Origin of the sequence: Novosphingobium marinum, assembly GCF_013408095.1 — a bacterium.
In the GTDB taxonomy this organism is placed as follows: domain Bacteria; phylum Pseudomonadota; class Alphaproteobacteria; order Sphingomonadales; family Sphingomonadaceae; genus Novosphingobium; species Novosphingobium marinum.
The window spans coordinates 842,820-861,317 of the sequence record NZ_JACBZF010000001.1 but is presented as its reverse complement, the minus strand read 5'-3'; the positions used below and the strand labels follow the sequence as shown (position 1 = coordinate 861,317).

The 18,498-nt window shown below is 63.9% G+C and carries 17 protein-coding genes; 7 read left to right on the top strand and 10 right to left on the bottom strand.

Features of this window, described 5'->3' with window-relative positions; all coding sequences use genetic code 11:
- The first annotated feature begins 144 nt into the window (after positions 1-144).
- Positions 145-900 carry an SDR family NAD(P)-dependent oxidoreductase gene (locus FHS75_RS04140; RefSeq protein WP_179406420.1) on the top strand — a complete coding sequence of 252 codons (756 nt, stop codon included), beginning with the start codon at positions 145-147 and terminating at the stop codon, positions 898-900.
- 3 nt (positions 901-903) lie between these two features.
- Here the strand turns inward: FHS75_RS04140 and FHS75_RS04135 are convergent, their stop codons facing one another.
- Positions 904-1,170 carry an FAD assembly factor SdhE gene (locus FHS75_RS04135; RefSeq protein WP_179406419.1) on the bottom strand — a complete coding sequence of 89 codons (267 nt, stop codon included), beginning with the start codon at positions 1,168-1,170 and terminating at the stop codon, positions 904-906.
- 61 nt (positions 1,171-1,231) lie between these two features.
- On the opposite strand from FHS75_RS04135, the gene recG reads away from it, so the two are divergent.
- The gene (recG, locus tag FHS75_RS04130) at positions 1,232-3,292 is read left to right on the top strand and encodes an ATP-dependent DNA helicase RecG (protein ID WP_179406418.1); all 2,061 of its coding nucleotides are present in this window, start codon (positions 1,232-1,234) and stop codon (positions 3,290-3,292) included.
- Here recG and FHS75_RS04125 read toward each other — a convergent pair.
- Genes FHS75_RS04125 through FHS75_RS04105 form a run of 5 tightly spaced genes read right to left on the bottom strand, consistent with a single transcriptional unit; the run spans position 3,289 to position 5,659 of the window.
- On the bottom strand, positions 3,289-3,585 hold the full coding sequence (locus FHS75_RS04125) for a putative quinol monooxygenase (RefSeq protein WP_179406417.1): 297 nt from the start codon (positions 3,583-3,585) through the stop codon (positions 3,289-3,291). The genes recG and FHS75_RS04125 overlap by 4 nt on opposite strands.
- Positions 3,586-3,589: 4 nt before the next feature.
- Entirely contained in the window at positions 3,590-3,892 is a 303-nt protein-coding gene (locus FHS75_RS04120) for a putative quinol monooxygenase (RefSeq protein ID WP_179406416.1), read from the bottom strand.
- 14 nt (positions 3,893-3,906) lie between these two features.
- Complete coding sequence (locus FHS75_RS04115; protein ID WP_179406415.1) at positions 3,907-4,461, bottom strand: nuclear transport factor 2 family protein; 555 nt, start codon at positions 4,459-4,461, stop codon at positions 3,907-3,909.
- The gene (locus tag FHS75_RS04110; protein ID WP_179406414.1) at positions 4,458-5,060 is read right to left on the bottom strand and encodes a nuclear transport factor 2 family protein; all 603 of its coding nucleotides are present in this window, start codon (positions 5,058-5,060) and stop codon (positions 4,458-4,460) included. Before FHS75_RS04110 ends, FHS75_RS04115 begins: the two co-directional genes overlap by 4 nt.
- On the bottom strand, positions 5,057-5,659 hold the full coding sequence (locus FHS75_RS04105) for a nuclear transport factor 2 family protein (RefSeq protein ID WP_179406413.1): 603 nt from the start codon (positions 5,657-5,659) through the stop codon (positions 5,057-5,059). Before FHS75_RS04105 ends, FHS75_RS04110 begins: the two co-directional genes overlap by 4 nt.
- Before the next feature lie 240 nt (positions 5,660-5,899).
- On the opposite strand from FHS75_RS04105, the gene FHS75_RS04100 reads away from it, so the two are divergent.
- The 3 genes from FHS75_RS04100 to FHS75_RS04090 all read left to right on the top strand — a co-directional run bounded on the left by FHS75_RS04100 (position 5,900) and on the right by FHS75_RS04090 (position 12,081).
- Complete coding sequence (locus FHS75_RS04100) at positions 5,900-8,416, top strand: TonB-dependent receptor (protein WP_179406412.1); 2,517 nt, start codon at positions 5,900-5,902, stop codon at positions 8,414-8,416.
- A 95-nt stretch (positions 8,417-8,511) separates the two neighbouring features.
- Complete coding sequence (locus tag FHS75_RS04095; RefSeq protein ID WP_179406411.1) at positions 8,512-9,879, top strand: aromatic ring-hydroxylating oxygenase subunit alpha; 1,368 nt, start codon at positions 8,512-8,514, stop codon at positions 9,877-9,879.
- A gap of 45 nt (positions 9,880-9,924) precedes the next feature.
- On the top strand, positions 9,925-12,081 hold the full coding sequence (locus FHS75_RS04090) for a PQQ-dependent dehydrogenase, methanol/ethanol family (RefSeq protein ID WP_179406410.1): 2,157 nt from the start codon (positions 9,925-9,927) through the stop codon (positions 12,079-12,081).
- Between the two features lie 39 nt (positions 12,082-12,120).
- Here the strand turns inward: FHS75_RS04090 and FHS75_RS04085 are convergent, their stop codons facing one another.
- The gene (locus FHS75_RS04085) at positions 12,121-12,654 is read right to left on the bottom strand and encodes a VOC family protein (protein WP_179406409.1); all 534 of its coding nucleotides are present in this window, start codon (positions 12,652-12,654) and stop codon (positions 12,121-12,123) included.
- A 181-nt stretch (positions 12,655-12,835) separates the two neighbouring features.
- On the opposite strand from FHS75_RS04085, the gene FHS75_RS04080 reads away from it, so the two are divergent.
- Together FHS75_RS04080 and FHS75_RS04075 are read left to right on the top strand one after the other, a co-directional pair.
- Entirely contained in the window at positions 12,836-14,191 is a 1,356-nt protein-coding gene (locus tag FHS75_RS04080; protein ID WP_179406576.1) for an aromatic ring-hydroxylating oxygenase subunit alpha, read from the top strand.
- Positions 14,188-15,534: an aromatic ring-hydroxylating oxygenase subunit alpha gene (locus FHS75_RS04075; protein WP_179406575.1), complete on the top strand. Its 1,347-nt coding sequence runs from the start codon at positions 14,188-14,190 to the stop codon at positions 15,532-15,534. Before FHS75_RS04080 ends, FHS75_RS04075 begins: the two co-directional genes overlap by 4 nt.
- A gap of 20 nt (positions 15,535-15,554) precedes the next feature.
- Here the strand turns inward: FHS75_RS04075 and FHS75_RS04070 are convergent, their stop codons facing one another.
- The 3 genes from FHS75_RS04070 to FHS75_RS04060 are packed head-to-tail and all read right to left on the bottom strand — an operon-like array spanning position 15,555 to position 18,374.
- A complete protein-coding gene (locus tag FHS75_RS04070) occupies positions 15,555-16,733 on the bottom strand; it encodes an epoxide hydrolase family protein (RefSeq protein ID WP_179406408.1) in 1,179 nt (392 codons plus the stop codon).
- A gap of 1 nt (position 16,734) precedes the next feature.
- On the bottom strand, positions 16,735-17,490 hold the full coding sequence (locus FHS75_RS04065) for an SDR family oxidoreductase (protein WP_179406407.1): 756 nt from the start codon (positions 17,488-17,490) through the stop codon (positions 16,735-16,737).
- Positions 17,491-17,528: 38 nt separating this feature from the next.
- Positions 17,529-18,374: an SDR family oxidoreductase gene (locus FHS75_RS04060; protein ID WP_179406574.1), complete on the bottom strand. Its 846-nt coding sequence runs from the start codon at positions 18,372-18,374 to the stop codon at positions 17,529-17,531.
- Positions 18,375-18,498: the final 124 nt, after the last annotated feature.

Here is an 18,498-nt window from a genome sequence, read left to right as displayed (position 1 = left end):
AAGGGAAGGGCGCGAGATAGCCTTTCGGGCGGGAATTTCAATCGCGGCGCGCGCGATCGGGTCGAGTGCAAAGCGTTTCGCGACCTCCGGGGTTCCGCATTCGGAGCGAGCCCCTATAGGGCGGCGAGCACAAGGGAGACGGACATGGCCGAAAAGCAGCTATCGGGTAAGCGAGCGCTGGTGACGGGCGCATCGAGCGGCCTCGGCGAGCACTTCGCGCGGCTACTCGCGGAAAACGGCGCGGACGTGGTGGTGGCCGCGCGCCGGGTGGAGAGGCTCGAACGGCTTGTCGGGGGGATCGCCGAGGAGTTTGCGGTCGATGCAAGGGCGCTCGCCCTCGACGTGACTGACAGCGGTTCGGTCAGAGACGCCATCGGCGAGGCGGGCGACATCGACATACTCGTCAACAACGCCGGGGTCACCAATTCCAAGCCGGCGCTCGACCAGACCGAGGAGGATTTCGACTGGATCGTCGATACCAACCTGAAAGGGGCGTACCTCGTCGCGCTGGAAGCGGCGCGCGGCATGCGCGAGCGGGGCAAGGGCGGCGCGATGGTGAACGTCGCGTCGATCCTGGGATTGCGGCAGGCGACCACCGTTCTGCCCTACGCGATTTCCAAGGCCGGCGTCGTCCAGATGACCAGGCAACTCGCGCTCGAACTGGCAAGGTACGAAATTCGCGTGAACGCCCTCGCGCCGGGCTATATCCTCACGGACATCAACCGCGAATTCTTCAGCCAGGCAGCCGGAGAAAAGCTCATCAAGCGGATTCCGCAACGGCGGCTGGGCCAGATCGAGGACCTCGACGGACCGTTGCTGCTGCTCGTGTCGGACGCGTCGCGGTACATGACGGGCACGGTGATACCCGTCGACGGAGGTCACCTTGTCTCTGGGCTCTAGGCCTCAGCGCGGGATTTCGACGTAGTCGAGCTTCTGCATCGCCGACATCTGGGGGCCGTCGAACCGGACGGGCACTGCCTGCGTACGTAGCGCCCATGCCATGACATCGACGTCGTCCTCTTCGAGCAGCGCCTCGAACCAGTCCATCTCCGGCTCGCCCCAGGTGGCATGGTAGCGATCGAAAAAGCCGCCGATCATGTAGTCCGCCTCGCGCGTGCCGCGGTGCCAGGCACGGAATTTCAGGCGGCGGAGGCGCGTCTCTTTGTCCATGGCCGCGCGGTAGGGCGAGCGACGGATGGAGGCAAGGGCAAAGCCCGGCTATAGGCCCGTCATGCGCCCCGAACGCCTCAACAGCCTGTTCGCCGAAACCGCCAGTCTGAAGGGCGTGGGGCCGCAGCTTGCCAAGCCGCTCGAAAAGCTCGGCCTCACGCGAGTTAAGGACCTTGCCTATCACTTGCCCGACCGCTTCGTGGAGCGCCGCGCGGTAACCGACCTCGACGAAGCATCGGTCGGGGAGAACATCGTCGTCGCGCTGACCGTGCGCGAGCACCGCGCTTCGTCGGGGCGAGGGCCGTACCGTATCCTTGCCGAAGACGCGGTGGGCAACGTCTGTACGCTAACCTATTTCGGCAGGGCATCCTACACCGCGCGCAAGCAGCTTCCGACCGGCGAGAAGCGGTGGGTGGCAGGCAGGCTCGACCAGTTCGGCCAGATGCTGCAGATCGTGCACCCGGACCATGTCGCGGAGGACAGCGCATCGCTGGGCGGGCGGCTGTGCGAACCGGTCTACGCGCTTTCGGAGGGTCTGACGCAAGGGCGCGTCGCTTCGCTCGTCGCGCAGGCGCTCGACTTGCTGCCCGACCTGCCCGAATGGACCGAGCCGGGCCTGCTGGAGCGGATGGGGTGGCCGGGCTGGGCGACGGCACTTCGTTCGGCCCACAAGGGCAGAGACGCAGCCGCGCGCGACCGACTCGCCTACGACGAACTGTTCGCCAACGCCCTCGCGCTGATGCTGGTGCGCGATGCCAACCGCACGCGACGGGGTACGCCGCTCGCAGGAGACGGCGCCTTGCGCGCGAAACTCGACCTGCCGTTCGCGCTGACCGGCGCGCAGCAGCGCTCGATCCGGGAGATCGAGGGCGACCTCGCGCAGGAATCGCCGATGCTGCGCCTGCTGCAGGGCGATGTCGGATCGGGCAAGACCGTGGTCGCGCTCTCCGCCATGCTTGTTGCGGTCGAGGCAGGCAAGCAGGCGGCGCTGCTGGCGCCGACCGAAATCCTCGCGCGCCAGCACCACGAGACACTGATGCGCATGGCGCGCGGCACCGGCGTCGAGATCGCGCTCCTGACCGGCCGCGACAAGGGACGTCCGCGCGAATCGATCCTGATGGGCCTGCTCGACGGGAGCATCGACATCGTCGTCGGCACCCACGCGATCTTCCAGGACAGTGTCGCGTACAGGGACCTCGCGCTCGTGGTGATCGACGAGCAGCATCGTTTCGGCGTCGGCCAGCGCCTGATGCTGGCGCAGAAGGGGAGGCGCACACCGCACTGCCTTGCCATGACCGCGACGCCGATCCCGCGAACGCTGACGCTGGCACAATACGGAGAAATGGACGTCTCCCGGCTCGACGAGCTGCCGCCGGGGCGGCAGGCGATCGATACCCGTGTGGTTGCGGCCGAGCGGATCGAAGATGTAGTCGGTGGTCTGGCCCGCCACATCGATGGGGGAGGGCAGGCCTACTGGGTTTGCCCGATGGTCCGCGAAAGCGAAGGCGAAGACATCGCCGCCGCCGAGGCCCGCTACGCCCAGCTTGCCGAACGGTTCGGGCACGATGACGTGGTTCTCGTCCATGGTCAGCTCAAGCCAGACCTGAAGGACACCGCGATGGAGCGCTTCGCCAGCGGTGCCGCCAGGCTTCTGGTCGCGACAACGGTGATCGAGGTCGGAGTGGACGTTCCCAACGCGACGCTCATGGTGATCGAGCAGGCCGAGCGCTTCGGCCTGGCCCAGCTTCACCAGTTGCGCGGGCGCGTGGGGCGCGGCGCGGCCAGGTCCGTCTGCCTGCTGCTTCGCGGAGAGGCGCTGTCGGAGGTCTCGCGCGAGCGGCTGGCGCTGATGCGCGAGACGCAGGACGGCTTTCGCCTCGCCGAGGAGGACCTTCGCCTGCGCGGCGGCGGCGAGCTTCTCGGCACTCGCCAGTCGGGCGATACGCCGTTCCGCATCGCCTCGCTCGAACAGATCGAGAAGCTTCTGCCGATCGCGCACGACGACGCGCGCCTGCTGATGGAGCGCGACGGCGGCCTCACCGGCGAGCGAGGAGAGGCCGCCCGGCTTCTGCTATACCTGTTCGAGCGCGACTACGGCGTCCAGCTGTTGCGCGGGGGTTAGGGCAGCGATCTGTAGAATGCGAGTTGCATGTCCTCGGCCAGGCATTCGAGGATGGGCGGCACGAGGCGGTCGTGGAAGTCGATCGACATGTGATGGTCGAACGCCGCTTCGTCCTTGAAGGATGCCACGACCTGGAAAAGGTCAGGGTCTTCCTCGGACTGCAGGAGCTCGTAGACCAGTGCATTGGGCTCGTGCTCGAAGACGAGGCCCTTCAGTTCGGCCTGGAGCGCGATCATTTCGTCGCGCTTTTCGGGTTTGGTGCGAAGCTGCGCGATGAAGCTTTTTCCGGCCATCGGCTCAGTCCTTCGGATGCGGTTCGAGATCGTGGAGAAGCTCGCGCTCGTAGCTGCCGTCCATGCACGCGATCATGCCGTCGATAAGCGGCTTGTTGATCTCGTACTCCATGTGCTGCTTGTCCGCCGCCTCGTCCACGAAGCTTTCGAGCACGGCGAACATGCCGGGTTCGGACAGGCGGAAGAACTGGAAATGCAGCGTCCCCGGCTCCTTGGGCGCCTGCTCCTCCATCTTGCGGGCAAGCGCGATGAACTCTTCCTGCTTGTCGTCCTTGATCCTGAACCGGGACAGGAAACTGTAGGCCATGTTTTCGTTTCTCCTCAGGCGCCTGGGCGCGACTTGTGATATTCGATCCAGCTCGGCAACCGCTCGGGGAAATCGGCAGGTCCGGGCTCGTCGTAGGCGAGATTGCGGTCGGATCGCAGCAGGATACCGGGATATTCGGACACCGGGACATAGTAGAGGAACTGGATTTCACGCTCGGCGAATTTCCATCCTGCCGGTGTGTTCCGGTACTTGTCCGCATAGCGCAGCGCCGTAACCATCATCATGCCCTTGCGCTTAAGCTCGGCGTGCCCCGATACGCGCCCCGTCGCTTCGACCGATCCGTCGCCGACAAAGTCGATCTGCACGTCGTGCATGAAGTGGTGACCGGGGCCCAGAACGTCGAAGCGGCCATGATACTGCTCGATGATCGCGTCGGGCCCTTGCGCGAACATGACGCCGTCCGCGGACTTCAGGATGCCGTCGTCGGTGAACAGGTTGCGCACCGCCTCGATATTGCGATCGTCGATATCGAAGCAGTAGTGCGCGATTAGCTGGCGGATCTGCGATTCGGCCTCGAGCCTGGCGATGCGGGCTTCCATGTCGCTCATGCGTTCGTGCCTTCCAGATAGCTTGCGATCCTGTAGACGGGATCGCCCTTGCCCCATTCACCGATGGGCCGGAGCGTCTCGTTCATCCCCTGGTCGAGGATCTGGTTGGAAGCGTGGCTGGCGTTCCAGTCCATCACGACCATGCGGCGCAGGATGCGCCATTCGCCGTCGCGCTTCTCGAACCGGTCGAGGTATCGGCCCGCCATCACGAACATCTCGTGATCGGGATCGAGGCCCTTGCCCGCAAGCTGCCCGAAATAGCGCGATCCCAGCATGTCTTCTGCCATGCCGTTGCGCACCCGGCAGGCCGAATAGAGGTAGCTCTCGCTTGCCGCGTGGTCGCCATCGACATCGATCTGCACGTTGAGCAGGCAGTGCGTGCCCATCGTGAAGTACTTCGTGATCTCCGAGATGATGAACGGCACGAATTCCCCGGCATTGCCGGAGTAGATGCCGTGTATGTCCTCTCCGTCGGACCAGTACACGGTCTCCATGAGTTCCAGGTCCGCCCGGTCGAGCGCGCGGCAGTACCGGGTCAGCACGTCGTAGACGTCGCGTACGGCAACGAGTTCTGCAAGGCGTTCGCGTGCCGCGCTCACGGCTTGTTGTTCCAGACGGGGTCGCCCGCGCCGCGTTCGCCAAGCGGGCGCAGGGTCGCGAACATGCCCTGGTCGAGGATTTCGTTCGAGGGCCGGCTCTCGTTCCAGTCCATAACGACCTCGCGCCGGAAGATGCGCCACTCGCCGTTGCGCCGCTCGAACCTGTCGAGATAGCGCCCGCCGAAGAAGAAATGGTGGTGCTTCGGATCGAGTCCGCCGCCCTTGAAGCGCTCCATGTAACGCGAACCGAAGATTTCCTCGCCCTTGTCCTCGCGAACCTTGTGGTAGGCGAAAAGGTAGGTTTCCGTCGCTGCGCGGTCGCCGTCGACTTCCATGTGCACGTTCATGATGCCGTGCATCGTCACCTCGAACCACTCCTGGATTTCGCGGACGATGAATTCGGCGAATTCGGCTGCATTGCCGTCGAAGACGCCGTGCGAGTCCGATCCGTCTGACCAGTAGACGCTTTTCATGAGCTCGACGTCCGCGCGATCGAGCGCGCGACAGTAGGTCGTCAGGACGTGGTAGATGTCGCGCCGCGCGAGCAGGTCTTCGATGTCGGCGTCGGAAACCGCGCTTGCGGTTGCGGTGGTAGCCATTGTCACTCTCCCAGTTCGCTCCTTCGCGGAGTCATTCCTCGAAGGGAGGATAAGCCGACAGGAGAAAAAAACAAACATGTTTGCCTTTGCCCGGCGGGTCCGCGTGCGCCTTTCTTGCCACACCCATGCGGATTTCTGCGGAAAAAAACATTCATGATTGATTGCCAATGTCCGACATGCTGTTATCAAACCTGCATCACCCGCAGGTAATGGCGGGGATCCAAAGGAGAGGAGCAGGGGATGAAAGCTACCAGTCTTTATCGTTCGACGTGCATGATCGCTCTGGTCGCGGCAGGAATGTCCGCACCGGCGTATGCGCAGGACAGCATCGATCAGGCCGGGCCCGAGACGGTTCCGGCAGGCCCCGTCGACGACGGTCCGGCGCCCGAACCCACGATGCGCGGCGGCCTCAACGAGATCGTCGTCACGGCTACGCGTCGCGCCACCGACCTGCAGACCACGCCAGTCGCAGTCTCGGCGGTCGACACGCAGCTTATCCAGCAGTCGGCGCCGCGCGATGTCGGCGACCTTGCCGCGTTCGTTCCGAACTTCTCGGCCGCCACGATCGCCAACTTCAATGCCGCCTCGTTCGCCATGCGGGGCGTCGGCCAGACCTCGATCATCATCTACTACGAACCGCCTGTGGCCGTCCTCGTCGACGACTTCGTGATGCCGTCGGTGCAGACCCAGCTTCTCGATACCTTCGACATCGAACAGGTCGAGGTTCTTCGCGGTCCGCAGGGTACCCTGTTCGGCAAGAACACGACGGGCGGCGCGGTCACCATCCGCACCAAGCGACCGGAAATGAACTACGTCGGTGCCGAGGCGCAGGTCGAGGTCGGCAGCTTCGGCACGTTCAACATGAAGGGCTCGGCCAACCTGCCGATCGGCGACATCGCCGCGCTCCGCCTCGTGGCCGGGTACGAATCCTCGGATGGCTATTACAAGAACGGCGCCTGCTACGGCCCCGTCCAGGGTTTCGTTCCGAGCAAGTTCGACGGTGTCGAGGGCTGTCTCGACGGAGAGACGCTTGGCGGGACCAGCGTGATTTCCGCGCGGGCCAAGCTGCTCGTCCAGCCCAGCGACCGGTTCGAGGCGCTGATCCAGTACGAATTCTTCCGCGACGATTCCGACGTGGTTCCCTCGGTCAACGTGAACGATGAATATACCGGTACGGTGCCGTTCCTTTCGGATCTTCTCGGCACGATCAGGCCGAATCCGAACAGCAACGATCCGCTCGACAATGCTGCCTACACCGGCCGCAATGCCGGCGGGCTGTTCCTACAGAAGGGCCAGCGAATCTACGTCGACGGCATTTATGCCAACCTCGAGTTCGATGCGGACTTCGGTACGTTCACCTCGGTCTCCGGGTACCGGTTCCAGCGTTCGCGCATTCCGAACTCGTATGCCGGCGCGACCGCGGTTGCACCTGACGGTACGTATCTTTCGTTCTTCGATGCCAGCCGCGACGATGATCGCAAGACCTGGCAGCAGGAACTCCGCTTCGCCAGCGACTTCGCAGGACCGTTCAACTTCGTTGCCGGCGGCTTCTACCAGAAGGACAAGACTTCGTTCTGTGTGCCGCAGCTTCTGGGTTTCCTCGACCTGACCAACGGTCCGCTGCCTTTCGGCAACTGGAACGATACGATCTACACGTTGTGCAATGCGCAGAACGCCACGTCGAAGGCCGTGTTCGTCGAAGGAACCTTCGAGGTTACCGATCGCCTCTCTATTACGGCAGGCGGACGCTACACCTGGGAAGACAAGACCTGGTTCGGTCGCCAGCAGGTCTTCTACGAAGCGCTCAATGGTGGGTTCGATCCCTCGCTTCCCGGCCAGATCAACACGCCGCTCGACGCCAACGTTTTCGACTATCCGGCGGGCGTGATCAGCGTTGATGGCAGCTGGAGCGAGCCGACCTACCGGGCCAGCATCAGCTACGAAGCGACCGACGACCTCTATATCTACGGAACGTATTCGCACGGCTTCAAGGGCGGCGGCTTCAACGACCAGGCCGGTAACTTCGGCGCGTTCGGCGATGACCTCGATGCCTTCCGCGTGGCGGCGCAACCGACCAATCCCGAAACAGCCGACAGTTTCGAGGCCGGCTTCAAGTCCGAGTTCCTCGACAACCGCGCTCGCCTCAACGTCACGGCCTTCTACGTGAAGTACAAGGACCTGCAGAAGCAGCTGAACGTCCCGATCATCGTGAACGGCCAGCCGAACCAGCTGACCACCTTTGTCAACGCGGCGAGCGCCGAGGTGAAGGGCCTCGAGGTCGAGGCTTCGGCCAATCCGTTCGAGGGCTTCACCCTACGCGGCGTGCTTGGCTACCAGGACGGCAAGTACAACCGTTACGAATCGACTGGCGCAGGCTATGATCTCGCGACCGCCCCGCTCGACCGCGCGCCGAAGTGGCAATGGACGGTCAACGGCACCTACGAGGTTCCGGTTACGTCGGAATTCGACCTGACGCTGAACGGTTCGGTCGCTTATGTCGGTCGCAACCTCAATACGCAGGCGATCACCGATCCGGACGGCAATACCTACCTCAACGCCCGTACTCTGGTGAATGCGTCGATCACGCTGAACCAGGTGGACGACAAGTACTACGTCCGCCTGATCGGCCAGAACCTGACCGACGAGCGGTACAAGGTCGCCATCCAGAACGTTGCCGGCCTGTGGCAGAATGCCCAGTACGGCCCGCCGCGCTACTTCGGCGTGGAAGTCGGCTTCAAGTTCGGCGAAAACATGTAACAGGCTTGGCCCCCGCGCAGGTTTGCCTGCCGGGGGCCGGACCCGTTCTTGGGGGGAGGCGGGTCGCAAACGAATAGAATTCCGGAGAATCCCCCATGCCCGAAGCAAACCTCGAAGAATACCTTCGCGAGAGGGTCGTCGATCCGAAGGCGGCTCCCGACGATTTCGGCGCGAGCCAGCCGTTCGTCGACAATGGCTGCGGCCCGATCTCGCCAGACCGCTACTACTCGCGCGAATGGATGGAAAAGGAGCGCGCGCTGCTCTGGCCCAAGGTATGGAACTGGGCCTGCCGCGACGAGGACATTCCGGAGCCGGGCGATTACGTGCAGTTCGAGATCGGCCGGGAAAGCTTTGTCGTCGCACGCGGCGACGACGGCAAAATCCGCGCATTCTACAACGTCTGCCCGCACCGCGGTAACCGCCTTGTCGACGATGCCGACGGATCGCGACCGATAGGCTTTGTCTGCCGCTTCCACAACTGGCGCTTCGATCTCGACGGGAAGAACGCCGAAGTCACCGACCGCGAGACCTTCCGGCCCGAGGCCCTGTGCCGGAACCTCGACCTGCGCGAGGTGCGATGCGATACCTGGGAAGGTTTCGTGTTCATCAACATGGACGACGAGGCAAGGCCGCTGATCGAGCAGATCGGCCCGCTTGCCGAGCATGCAGCACCCTACCGCATTGCCGACATGCGGATCATGCGCCGCGTGCAGGCGGTGTGGGAATCGAACTGGAAGATCGGCGTCGACGGGTTCAACGAGGCCTATCACGTCCATTCGATCCATCCGCAGATCCTGCCGGTCTTCAACGATTACCACGCGCAGATCGACCTCTTCCCCAACGGCATGAGCCGCATGACCACGAAGTTCGCGCATCAGAGCCCGCGCATGGAGCATGAGGGCCTCAATCCCGTGCTCAGGGCGATGATGGAGGAAGTCGGCCTCGATCCCGACTCGTTCGAGGGCCGCATGGAAGACGTCCGCCCCGCGATCCAGAAGGCAAAGCGCGAGCGCGCCGACCGGCTCGGCATCGACTATTCGCGCTTTACGGACAACCAGCTTACCGACGACTGGAACTACGACATTTTCCCGAACATCCAGATGGGTATCCATCCGGAAGGGATCAGCATGCTCTACTTCCGGCCGCATCCGTCGGATCCGCGCAAGTTCATCTTCGACGTCATCGTCATGATGCACCCGCAGGACAATCCGGACATCCTTCCGCCTGCCTACATGGGCTTGCCCGAAGGCTGGGATATCTCGGGCAAGGAACCGGCGCAGATCGAGGTGATCGACTGGGAAGAGGGCGGCCTCGGCGAACTGTTCGACCAGGATGCTTCGCTGTTCCGCGACGTCCAGCGCGGGGTGGAGAGCCAGAGCTACGAGGGCGCAATCCTCTCCGAACAGGAGCAGCGCATCGGGCATTTCCACGCCGAGCTCGAACGCTACCTCGGAATGCGCTGAGGTTCGTTCACCGCCCGATCACGCACACTGGATCAAAAGAGACTTATGAAGACCCGTTCGCTTGCCACCCGTCCGAGCAGGACCCGCCTTGCCCTGGGCATCGCAACCGCCGTCGCCCTTGCAGGCACCTTCGCCACCGGCGCTACCGGCCAGCAAGGCACGCCCGAATGGCTTGCCGAGCTGAGCGACGACAGCGCGGGCGGCGACTGGCCTGCCTTCGGGCGCACTTATGGCGAGCAGCACCACAGCCCGCTCGACCAGATCAACACCGACAACGTTGACGAGCTGGGCCTGGTCTGGGCGCTGGACCTGCCCGTGGGCAACCCCGCGACCGGGCCGATCGAAGTGAACGGCACGATCTATACCGCCACCGGCTACAGCGTGATCCGCGCCATCGACGTAGAAACCGGCGAGGTGAAGTGGACTCACGATCCCAAGGCCCCGCAGGCGTCGGGCATGAAGCTGCGGCAGGGCTGGGGCAGCCGTGGCATCGCCTACTGGAACGGCAAGGTCATCACCGCGACGCAGGACGGACGACTGATCGCGCTCGATGAGGAAACGGGCGCGCCGGTGTGGACGGCCAAGACGCTGGAAGACGACGCGCTCCGCTTCATCTCCGGCGCGCCGCGCGTGTTCGACGGCAAGGTCATCATCGGGCACGGCGGGGCCGACAGCGGCCCGATACGCGGTTACGTGACCGCGTGGGATGCCGACACCGGCGAATATCTCTGGAAGTTCCATACCGTCCCCGGCAACCCCGCCGACGGCTTTGAAAGCGAGGCCATGGAAATGGCCGCGAAGACCTGGTCAGGCGAATGGTGGAAGCTGGGCGGCGGCGGTGCGGTCTGGAATTCGATCACCTACGACGAGGCGAACGACCAGATCCTTCTCGGCACCGGCAACGGCGCGCCGTGGAACCACAAGATCCGCTCGCAGGGGGAAGGGGACAACCTGTTCCTGTGTTCGATCGTCGCTCTCGATGCGAAGACCGGCGAGTACAAGTGGCACTACCAGATCAATCCCGGCGAAAGCTGGGACTTCAATGCCTCGATGGACATGGAACTGGCCGACCTCGTCATCGACGGCGAGGAACGCCAGGTCGTCATGACCGCGCCCAAGAACGGCTTCTTCTACGTCATCGATCGCACCGACGGTAAGCTGATCTCGGCCGAGCCGTTCGTCGAGGTGACCTGGGCGGAGCGGATCGATCTCGAAACCGGTCGTCCCGTAGAGGCCGAAGGCGTGCGATACGAAGGCGGACCGGTCACCTTCCGGCCGACACCGCTCGGAGCGCACAGCTGGATGCCGATGGCATTCAGCCCCGACACCGGCCTTGTCTACATCCCGGCAATCGACCTTGAAGTGACGTTCGACGATGCCGGGATCACGCCCGAGAATTTCGAGTTCACCGAGGGCATGGGACTTTCCCCCGGCGTCGGATACGCGATCGGCGACGGCGGCAAGGACGTGACGGGGTGGCTGATCGCCTGGGACCCGGTGAAGCAGGAGCCGCGCTGGCGACTGCCGATGCCCGTCCACCTCACGGGCGGCGTCCTGAGTACCAGCGGCAACCTGGTTTTCCACGGCCAGCCCGACGGCAGCTTCACTGCCTACGATGCCGGGACCGGCAAAAAGGCATGGCAGTACGATGCGAAGGCGCCCGTCGTCGCGCCTCCGATCTCTTACAGCCACAAGGGCAAGCAGTACGTGACCGTCATCGCCGGGATCGGCACGAGCGCGGGCCTTTTCGGACCGATGTTCAAGCAGTACGGCATCGATTATCGCATGCAGAAGCGCCGCGTGCTCACGTTCGCGCTTGGCGGCGACAAGACCCTGCCCGAAAACGAGCCCTACACTCCCGTGGCCTTTCCCGATGCCGATTACATGCCGAACCCCGAACTTGCCGAACTTGGCGAGGGCATATTCAACATGCGGTGCGCGGTCTGCCACGGTACCGGTGCGATCGCCGGGGGCACGGCACCCGATCTTCGGACCTCGATGATTGCAGCCAACGAGCAGGCGTTCCGCGCTGTGGTGCGCGATGGCATTCTCGTGCCGAACGGCATGCCCGCTTACGGAGAACTCACCGACAGGGAACTGGCCGGTCTGCGACAGTATGTGCGGGCGCGTGCCGAGATGCTGCGTTCGGGCAGGAACGACAGCGAATCGGCTTCGACCGTGAAGCCCAACATGGGTAAGTGAGCAGGCACCGCGCCCGGCCGGGGCGCGGCGTCCACCAATTCAGAGCGAGCGAACCGGGTCCTTGCCGTCCCAGCCTTTTGCCGCGTCCTTGATCATAGCGAAGGTGTCCAGCATCGGCTGATGCGGCTCGACGACCTCGATGATCGGCGAAAGCCCTTTCTCGTACGTGTCGAGATAGACGAACCGCGACATCGGCAAAGCGCCTTCCAGAAGGAACGGGGTCCCGCGCGACCGGGCATCGGCGAGGACGTCGTCGAACCGGTCTGTGAAGGTGCCGAAATGGTGGATGCCGCTCTGCCCCGATTCGAGAAACTCGGTGTAGGTCGTGTGCGCCTCGCCGGGCTGGATGAGCTCGATCATCATGTCGCCGCTGAACGATATCGCGACGCCGCCGAAGACGGGAGTGTCGCCCGCAACATCGTCGTCGCGAATCTTGAGGTACGAAAACGGCAGGGGAAGCGGAAAGGTGAAGAACGGACCGACGCACAGCTTTTCCGTCCAGTGCGCAATCGCCTTGTCCAGATCCGGGACCACGTAGGCTACCTGGAACACGTCGCCGTAGATATTGCTCATCGTGTATACTCTCCCGTGTCGCAATCAGGGCGCATTTTGTCCGATTGCCCTTGCCAAACAATCATGCATGTTTTTTAATGGGTGTCTATTCCCGGAGGTTCCACTGCTCGCGGGTAAAGCCAACACTGCCGCAAGAGCAGGGCGACAGATCGAAACCCGTCAACGACGGAGAGGACAGATGATGAAGCTCGATTTCGAAGACTGGAACATTCACGTCGGCACGCCGCACCCGTTCAACAAGCGTGCGCCGAAGATCGATAACGGCACTGACCGTCCTTCGCCGGCGCGCTATCACGACGACGAGTTCGCGCATGAGGAGTGGGAGAAGGTCTTCGCCAGGAGCTGGCTGCTGGCCGGTCCGGCATCCGACATTCCCGAGCCGGGCGACTTCTTCAAGTTCGACATCGGCCCCGAAAGCTTCATCGTCGTTCGCGGCGAGGACGGTGCGATCAAGGCGCACTACAATGTCTGCCCGCACCGCGGCAGCCAACTTGTCGAGAGCGACTTCGGCACTGTCGAGCAATTTACCTGCCCGTTCCACAGCTGGCAGTTCGACCTCGAGGGGCACAATACCAAGGTTACCGATGAAGAGACTTTCCGTCCGGAAGTGCTTTGCCATGACCGCAACCTCACTTCGGTTCGCTGTGAAGTGGCGGTCGGCCTCGTGTTCATCTCGATGGACGAGAACATCAAGCCGCTGAAGGAATTCCTCGCGCCGATCCTGCCGCAGCTCGAGCTGTACGACATCGACAAGATGTACGTCGTGCAGCATCGCAAGTCCGACTGGGGGGCGAACTGGAAAGGCGGCGTCGACGCCTTCGCCGAGATTTATCACCTGCACGCCGTTCACCCGCAGACTCAGTGCCTGATGGACGACCGCACGCAGATCGATCTGTGGGAAGGCGGCCTCAGCCGGCAGTTCGTGCCGTTCGCGCAGCCTGCCGAGCGCTACCCCGACCAAGAGACGGTCAACCCGGGCATCCAGCTCATGCTGCGCGATGCCGGGATCGATCCTGAGACTTACCAGGGAACTGCCGCCGAAACTCGCGCTGCCGTGCAGCAGGCCAAGCGCAAGCGCTCAGACGATCTCGACCTCGGCTACGAGAAGTTCAGCGACAGCCAGCTCAGCGACTCGGTAGTGTACTCGATCTTCCCGAACACGCAGATCGGGTGTCACCCCGAAGCGATCTTCCTCCATCGTTTCCTCCCGCACGAGAGCGATCCCAACCAGTTCACATACGACACCTGCATCCTCTATCGCGATGTCGATGCACCGGGATACAGCGCGCCCGCGTGGATGGGCCTTGGCCCCGAAACCGACCTTTCGGGGGAGACTCGGCCGGAGATCGTCCATACGGGCCTGGGCGAGCCGCCGGGTCTCGGCGAAGTGCTCGACCAGGATTCCGACCTGCTCCCCATCGTCCAGAAGGGCGCGCGCTCGCGCGGGTTCCGGGGGCCGCTGTGGAGCGAACAGGAGGGTCGCCTGCGCCACTTCCACGGCGAGCTCGATCGCATGATGAACCGGGGTGAATGGTGAACTACGATCCCAGAAGCTGGGCGGTTCACAAGGATTCGGAGCATCCCTTCGACCGCCATGCCGAACCGATAGACAACGGGTCCGAGCGGCCCGATCCCTCGCGGTACACCTCGAAGGAATTCTTCGATCGCGAGTGGGAAAAGGTCTTCACCAAGACCTGGCTGCTCGCCGGTCCGTCCAGCGACCTTCAGGAAGCCGGCGACTGGTTCAAGTTCGATATCGGACCCGAAAGCTTCATCGTCGTTCGCCTGAACGACGGATCGCTGGCGGCGCATTACAACGTGTGTCCGCATCGCGGCAGCCAGCTGGTCACCACCGAGATGGGAAGCCAGGACAGCTTCACCTGTCCGTTTCACAGCTGGCAGTTCGGCCTCGACGGCAGCAACATCAAAGTCACGGACGAGGAAACGTTCCGTCCCGAGGTCCTGTGCCACGGTACCGACCTTTCGACGATCCGGGCCGATGAAGCTGCCGGCCTCGTCTTCATCTGCATGTCGGACGAGGCCCCGCCGCTGAAGGAATATCTCGCCCCGATCCTGTCCCTGATCGAGACCTACGAGATTGACAAGATGCACGTGGTCCAGCATCGCCGGTCGGACTGGGCGGCGAACTGGAAGGGCGGCATCGACGCGTTCTACGAAAGCTATCACCTCCATGCGATCCATCCGCAGACGATGGGCGTGATCGACGATCGCACGCATATCGACCTCTACGAACGCGGGTTCAGCCGCCAGTTCGTGCCGATGGCGCAGCCCAACTCGCACTTCTCCGACCAGGAGGGCATCAATCCGGGCATCGCAATGCTTCTGAAGGACGCAGGAGTCGATCCGGACAGCTTCGAGGGCACTGCGCAGGAAAGCCGCGCCGCGGTAGCGCTCGCCAAGCGCAAGCGCGCGAAGGAGATGGGGCTCGACTACGACCGGTTTTCCGACGCGCAGCTCACCGACAGCACGATTTTCGGGCTGTTTCCCAACGCGCAGATCGGCTGCCACCCGGAAGCGGTTTTCCTGCACCGGTTCAAGCCCTACGAGGACGATCCGGAGAAATTCACCTACGACACGACGATCATGTACCGTCACGTCGACGCGCCCGGCTATGGCGCGCCGGGCTGGATGGGGCTGGGCGATGAGGTCGACCTGACCGGCGCTACCCGTCCCGAGATCGCGCATACCGGCCTTGGCGAGCCGCCCGGAATGGGCGAGGTGCTCGACCAGGATTCGGACCTTCTGCCCAGCGTGCAGAAGGGCGCCCGTTCGCGAGGTTTCCGTGGCCCGCTGTGGTGCGAGCAGGAAGCGCGCTTGCGCCACTTCCACGTCGAACTGGATCGCTGGCTCGAAAGCTGAGAGCGATGGCGGCCCGTCGCTCAGCGATAGGGTCGCATCGTCTCCCTGATATCCGCGACGACCGCCTCGGGCGCTTCGACATGCGCGAAGTGCCCGCCCACATTGTGCGTGCGGTCGAGCACGAGGTTGAACTGGCTCTCCAGCCCGGCTCCGAGCCCCGTGGTACCGTCATGCGTGAACCGGCTGATGCCGGTCGGAGCCTCGATTACCGGCGCGCGATCGTGCGACGGAACCCAGGGATGGCGCGCAGCCTCGGCATAGAAGCGGGCAGAGGTGACGAAACTCTCGGTCAGCCAGTAGATCATCGCGGTTGTGATGAGGAAGTCGCGGCCGAAAGCCTTGTCCAGTCCTTCGCGCGCGTCGCCCCAGGTCCTGCGCCGTTCGACCAGCCAGCCGAGCAGGGCCGCCGGCGAATCGTGCATTCCGAACGAAAGGGTCTGCGGATCGAGGACCTGCACGCAGACGTGCGAGGCGATCCGGCGTTGCCAGGCGAGAAAGGCCTCGCGCTCGTCTTCGGACAGTCCGTCCGGAGCCAGCATCCCGCCGGTGACGTCCCACGGGCGCTCGTGTCCGAACAGGCTCAGCGGCGCGACCGTGGAAATGTGGATTGCATCGACCGAAGCGGCAAACTTGTGGCCGAGCTGGCTCGTGGTGAGCGCGCCCCAGTCGCCCCCGGCAGCGAAATATCGCTCGTAGCCCAGGACGCCGGTCATCAGTTCGTGCCAGAGGTCGGCGGTCGACCAGAAGTTGATCCCGGTCCGCGTCAGCGGGGTGGAGAAGCCGAACCCCGGCATCGACGGGACGATCACGTCGAAGGCATCGGCGGGATCGCCGCCGTGCGCCGCCGGGTCGGAAAGCGGGCCGATTACCTCGTGCATGTCCCAGAACGTCCACGGCCAGCCGTGCGAAAGGATCAGCGGGCGCGGCGCGAGGCCCTTTCCCGGAGCCCGGATGAAATGGATCGGCAGTCCGTCGACCTCTACGCGGTAATGGTCGAAGCGGTTGATCGCCTTTTCCTGCGTGCGCCAGTCGTATTCGTCGCGCCAGTAGTCGACGAGTTCGCGCAGGTACGAGGTCGGCGTGCCGTACGACCAGTCCTCGTTGGCGTAGTCGTGCGGCAGCCGCGCCCGCTCCAGCCGCTGCGCAACGTCGTCGAGCGCCGCTTGCGGGATTTCGATGCGGAACGGCTGCGGCGCCACGTCAGAACGGCCGGATGGTAACCGCGTTGTCGACCACCATCTCGGCACCGTTGACGAAGCGCGATTCGTCGGACGCGAGGTAGACGATCATCGCCGCGATGTCGGATGGATGGCCCGGAGTGCCAGGCGGAAGTACGCCCTGTTCGGGTACGTCCTTCGCCTCCCGGCCCTCGGCGCTCTGTACCATCGGCGTCTCGATCGCGCCGGGGTGCACCGAGTTGCAGCGGATCTTGTACCCCTTTTCCTGGCACATCACCGCGACCGACTTGGTCAGCGACCGCACCGCGCCCTTGGCGGCGGAGTAGGCGAGGAAAATCGGGTAGCCGAGCAGCGCGCCGGTAGAGGACATGTTGATGATCGAACCGCCGTCGTTCCTGTTCATCAGCGGAATCGCGTACTTGCAGCCGAGGAATACGCCGTCGCTCATGATCGCGTTGACCCAGCGATACTGCTCGAGCGTGGTCTCCTCGACGTCGGCGACAAGCACCACGCCGGCATTGTTGACGAGGATATCGAGACGGCCGAACCGCTTCTCGATCTCGCCCATGACGGCGATCCACTGGTCTTCCTGCGCGACATCGAGCGTCAGCGCGATCGCGCCGTTGCCGATGCGGTCGGCGACGGCCTGCGCCGGCTCCAGCTTGACGTCCGTCACCACGATGGTCGCGCCCTCGCGCGCCAGCGCCTCGCAATCGGCGGCGCCGAGACCGGAGCCGCCTCCGGTTACCAGCGCGACCTTGCCTTGAACCCGGCCCATGTATCTCTCCTGCTGCTCGTTCTTTGTTCGGCGAAAGCTCAGGCGGCTCCCGATTCGTTGAAATAGTCAGGCATTCCCGCCGGCCAGATGACACCCCACTGGGCCTGTCCGCCATCGATGATGATGAGATCGCCGTTGATAAACCGTGCCGCAGGCGAGGCGAGGTAGGCGATCATCTCGGCCACGTCCCAGGCATTGCCGCGCATCTTCATCGGGTTCGCCTTGTGGAAGCGCTTGAGCGCTTCTTCGGGGTACATGCGGAAGCCCTCGGTCTCGATCACTCCGGGGCCGATGCAGTTTACCCGCACGTCCCATTGCGCCCATTCGGTGGCGAGCGTCTTCGACAGGTAGATCACGCCCGCGCGGGCCGCGCAGGTATGCGCCGCCTGCGGCATGCCACGCTCGATGTTGGCGACGATGTTGACGATGTTGCCGGGCTTGCCGTCCGCGCGCCAGCGCTTGGCCGCCTCCTGCATCATCCACCAGGTTCCGTTGAGGTTCGTGTCGATGACCGCGAGCCAGCCCTTGCGGCTGAAGTCGATCGCGTCCTGCGGGAACTGTCCGCCTGCGTTGTTAACCAGCGTGTCGAGGCCGCCGAAGTGGTCGTGCACCGTCCCGATCAGGTCCTCGACTTCCTCGGGCGAGCGGATGTTGGTCTGGACCGAAAGGATCTCCTTGCCGAGCCCGTCGCGGATCATCTCGACTGTGCTGTCCAGCTTTTCCATGGTGCGCCCGCAGATCGCGACATTGGCGCCTAGCTTGGCAGCGAGGTAGGCGGTCGCCTTGCCCATGCCGCTGCCCGCGCCGCTGATCAGCACGGTCTTTCCTTCAAGCAGGTCCTCGCGAAAGATCGTCGGCTGCGTCTTGATCGCGTCCTCGTCCATCCCGCGCTTGGGGCGACCGGGATCGCCGTCCTCCGGCTTGAAGATCTTCGGCGGCGGCACATTGGAATTGCTCAAGGTCGTCCTCTCCTGCTCCCGCGGGGCGCGTCTCGTCACCCCTCCCTTG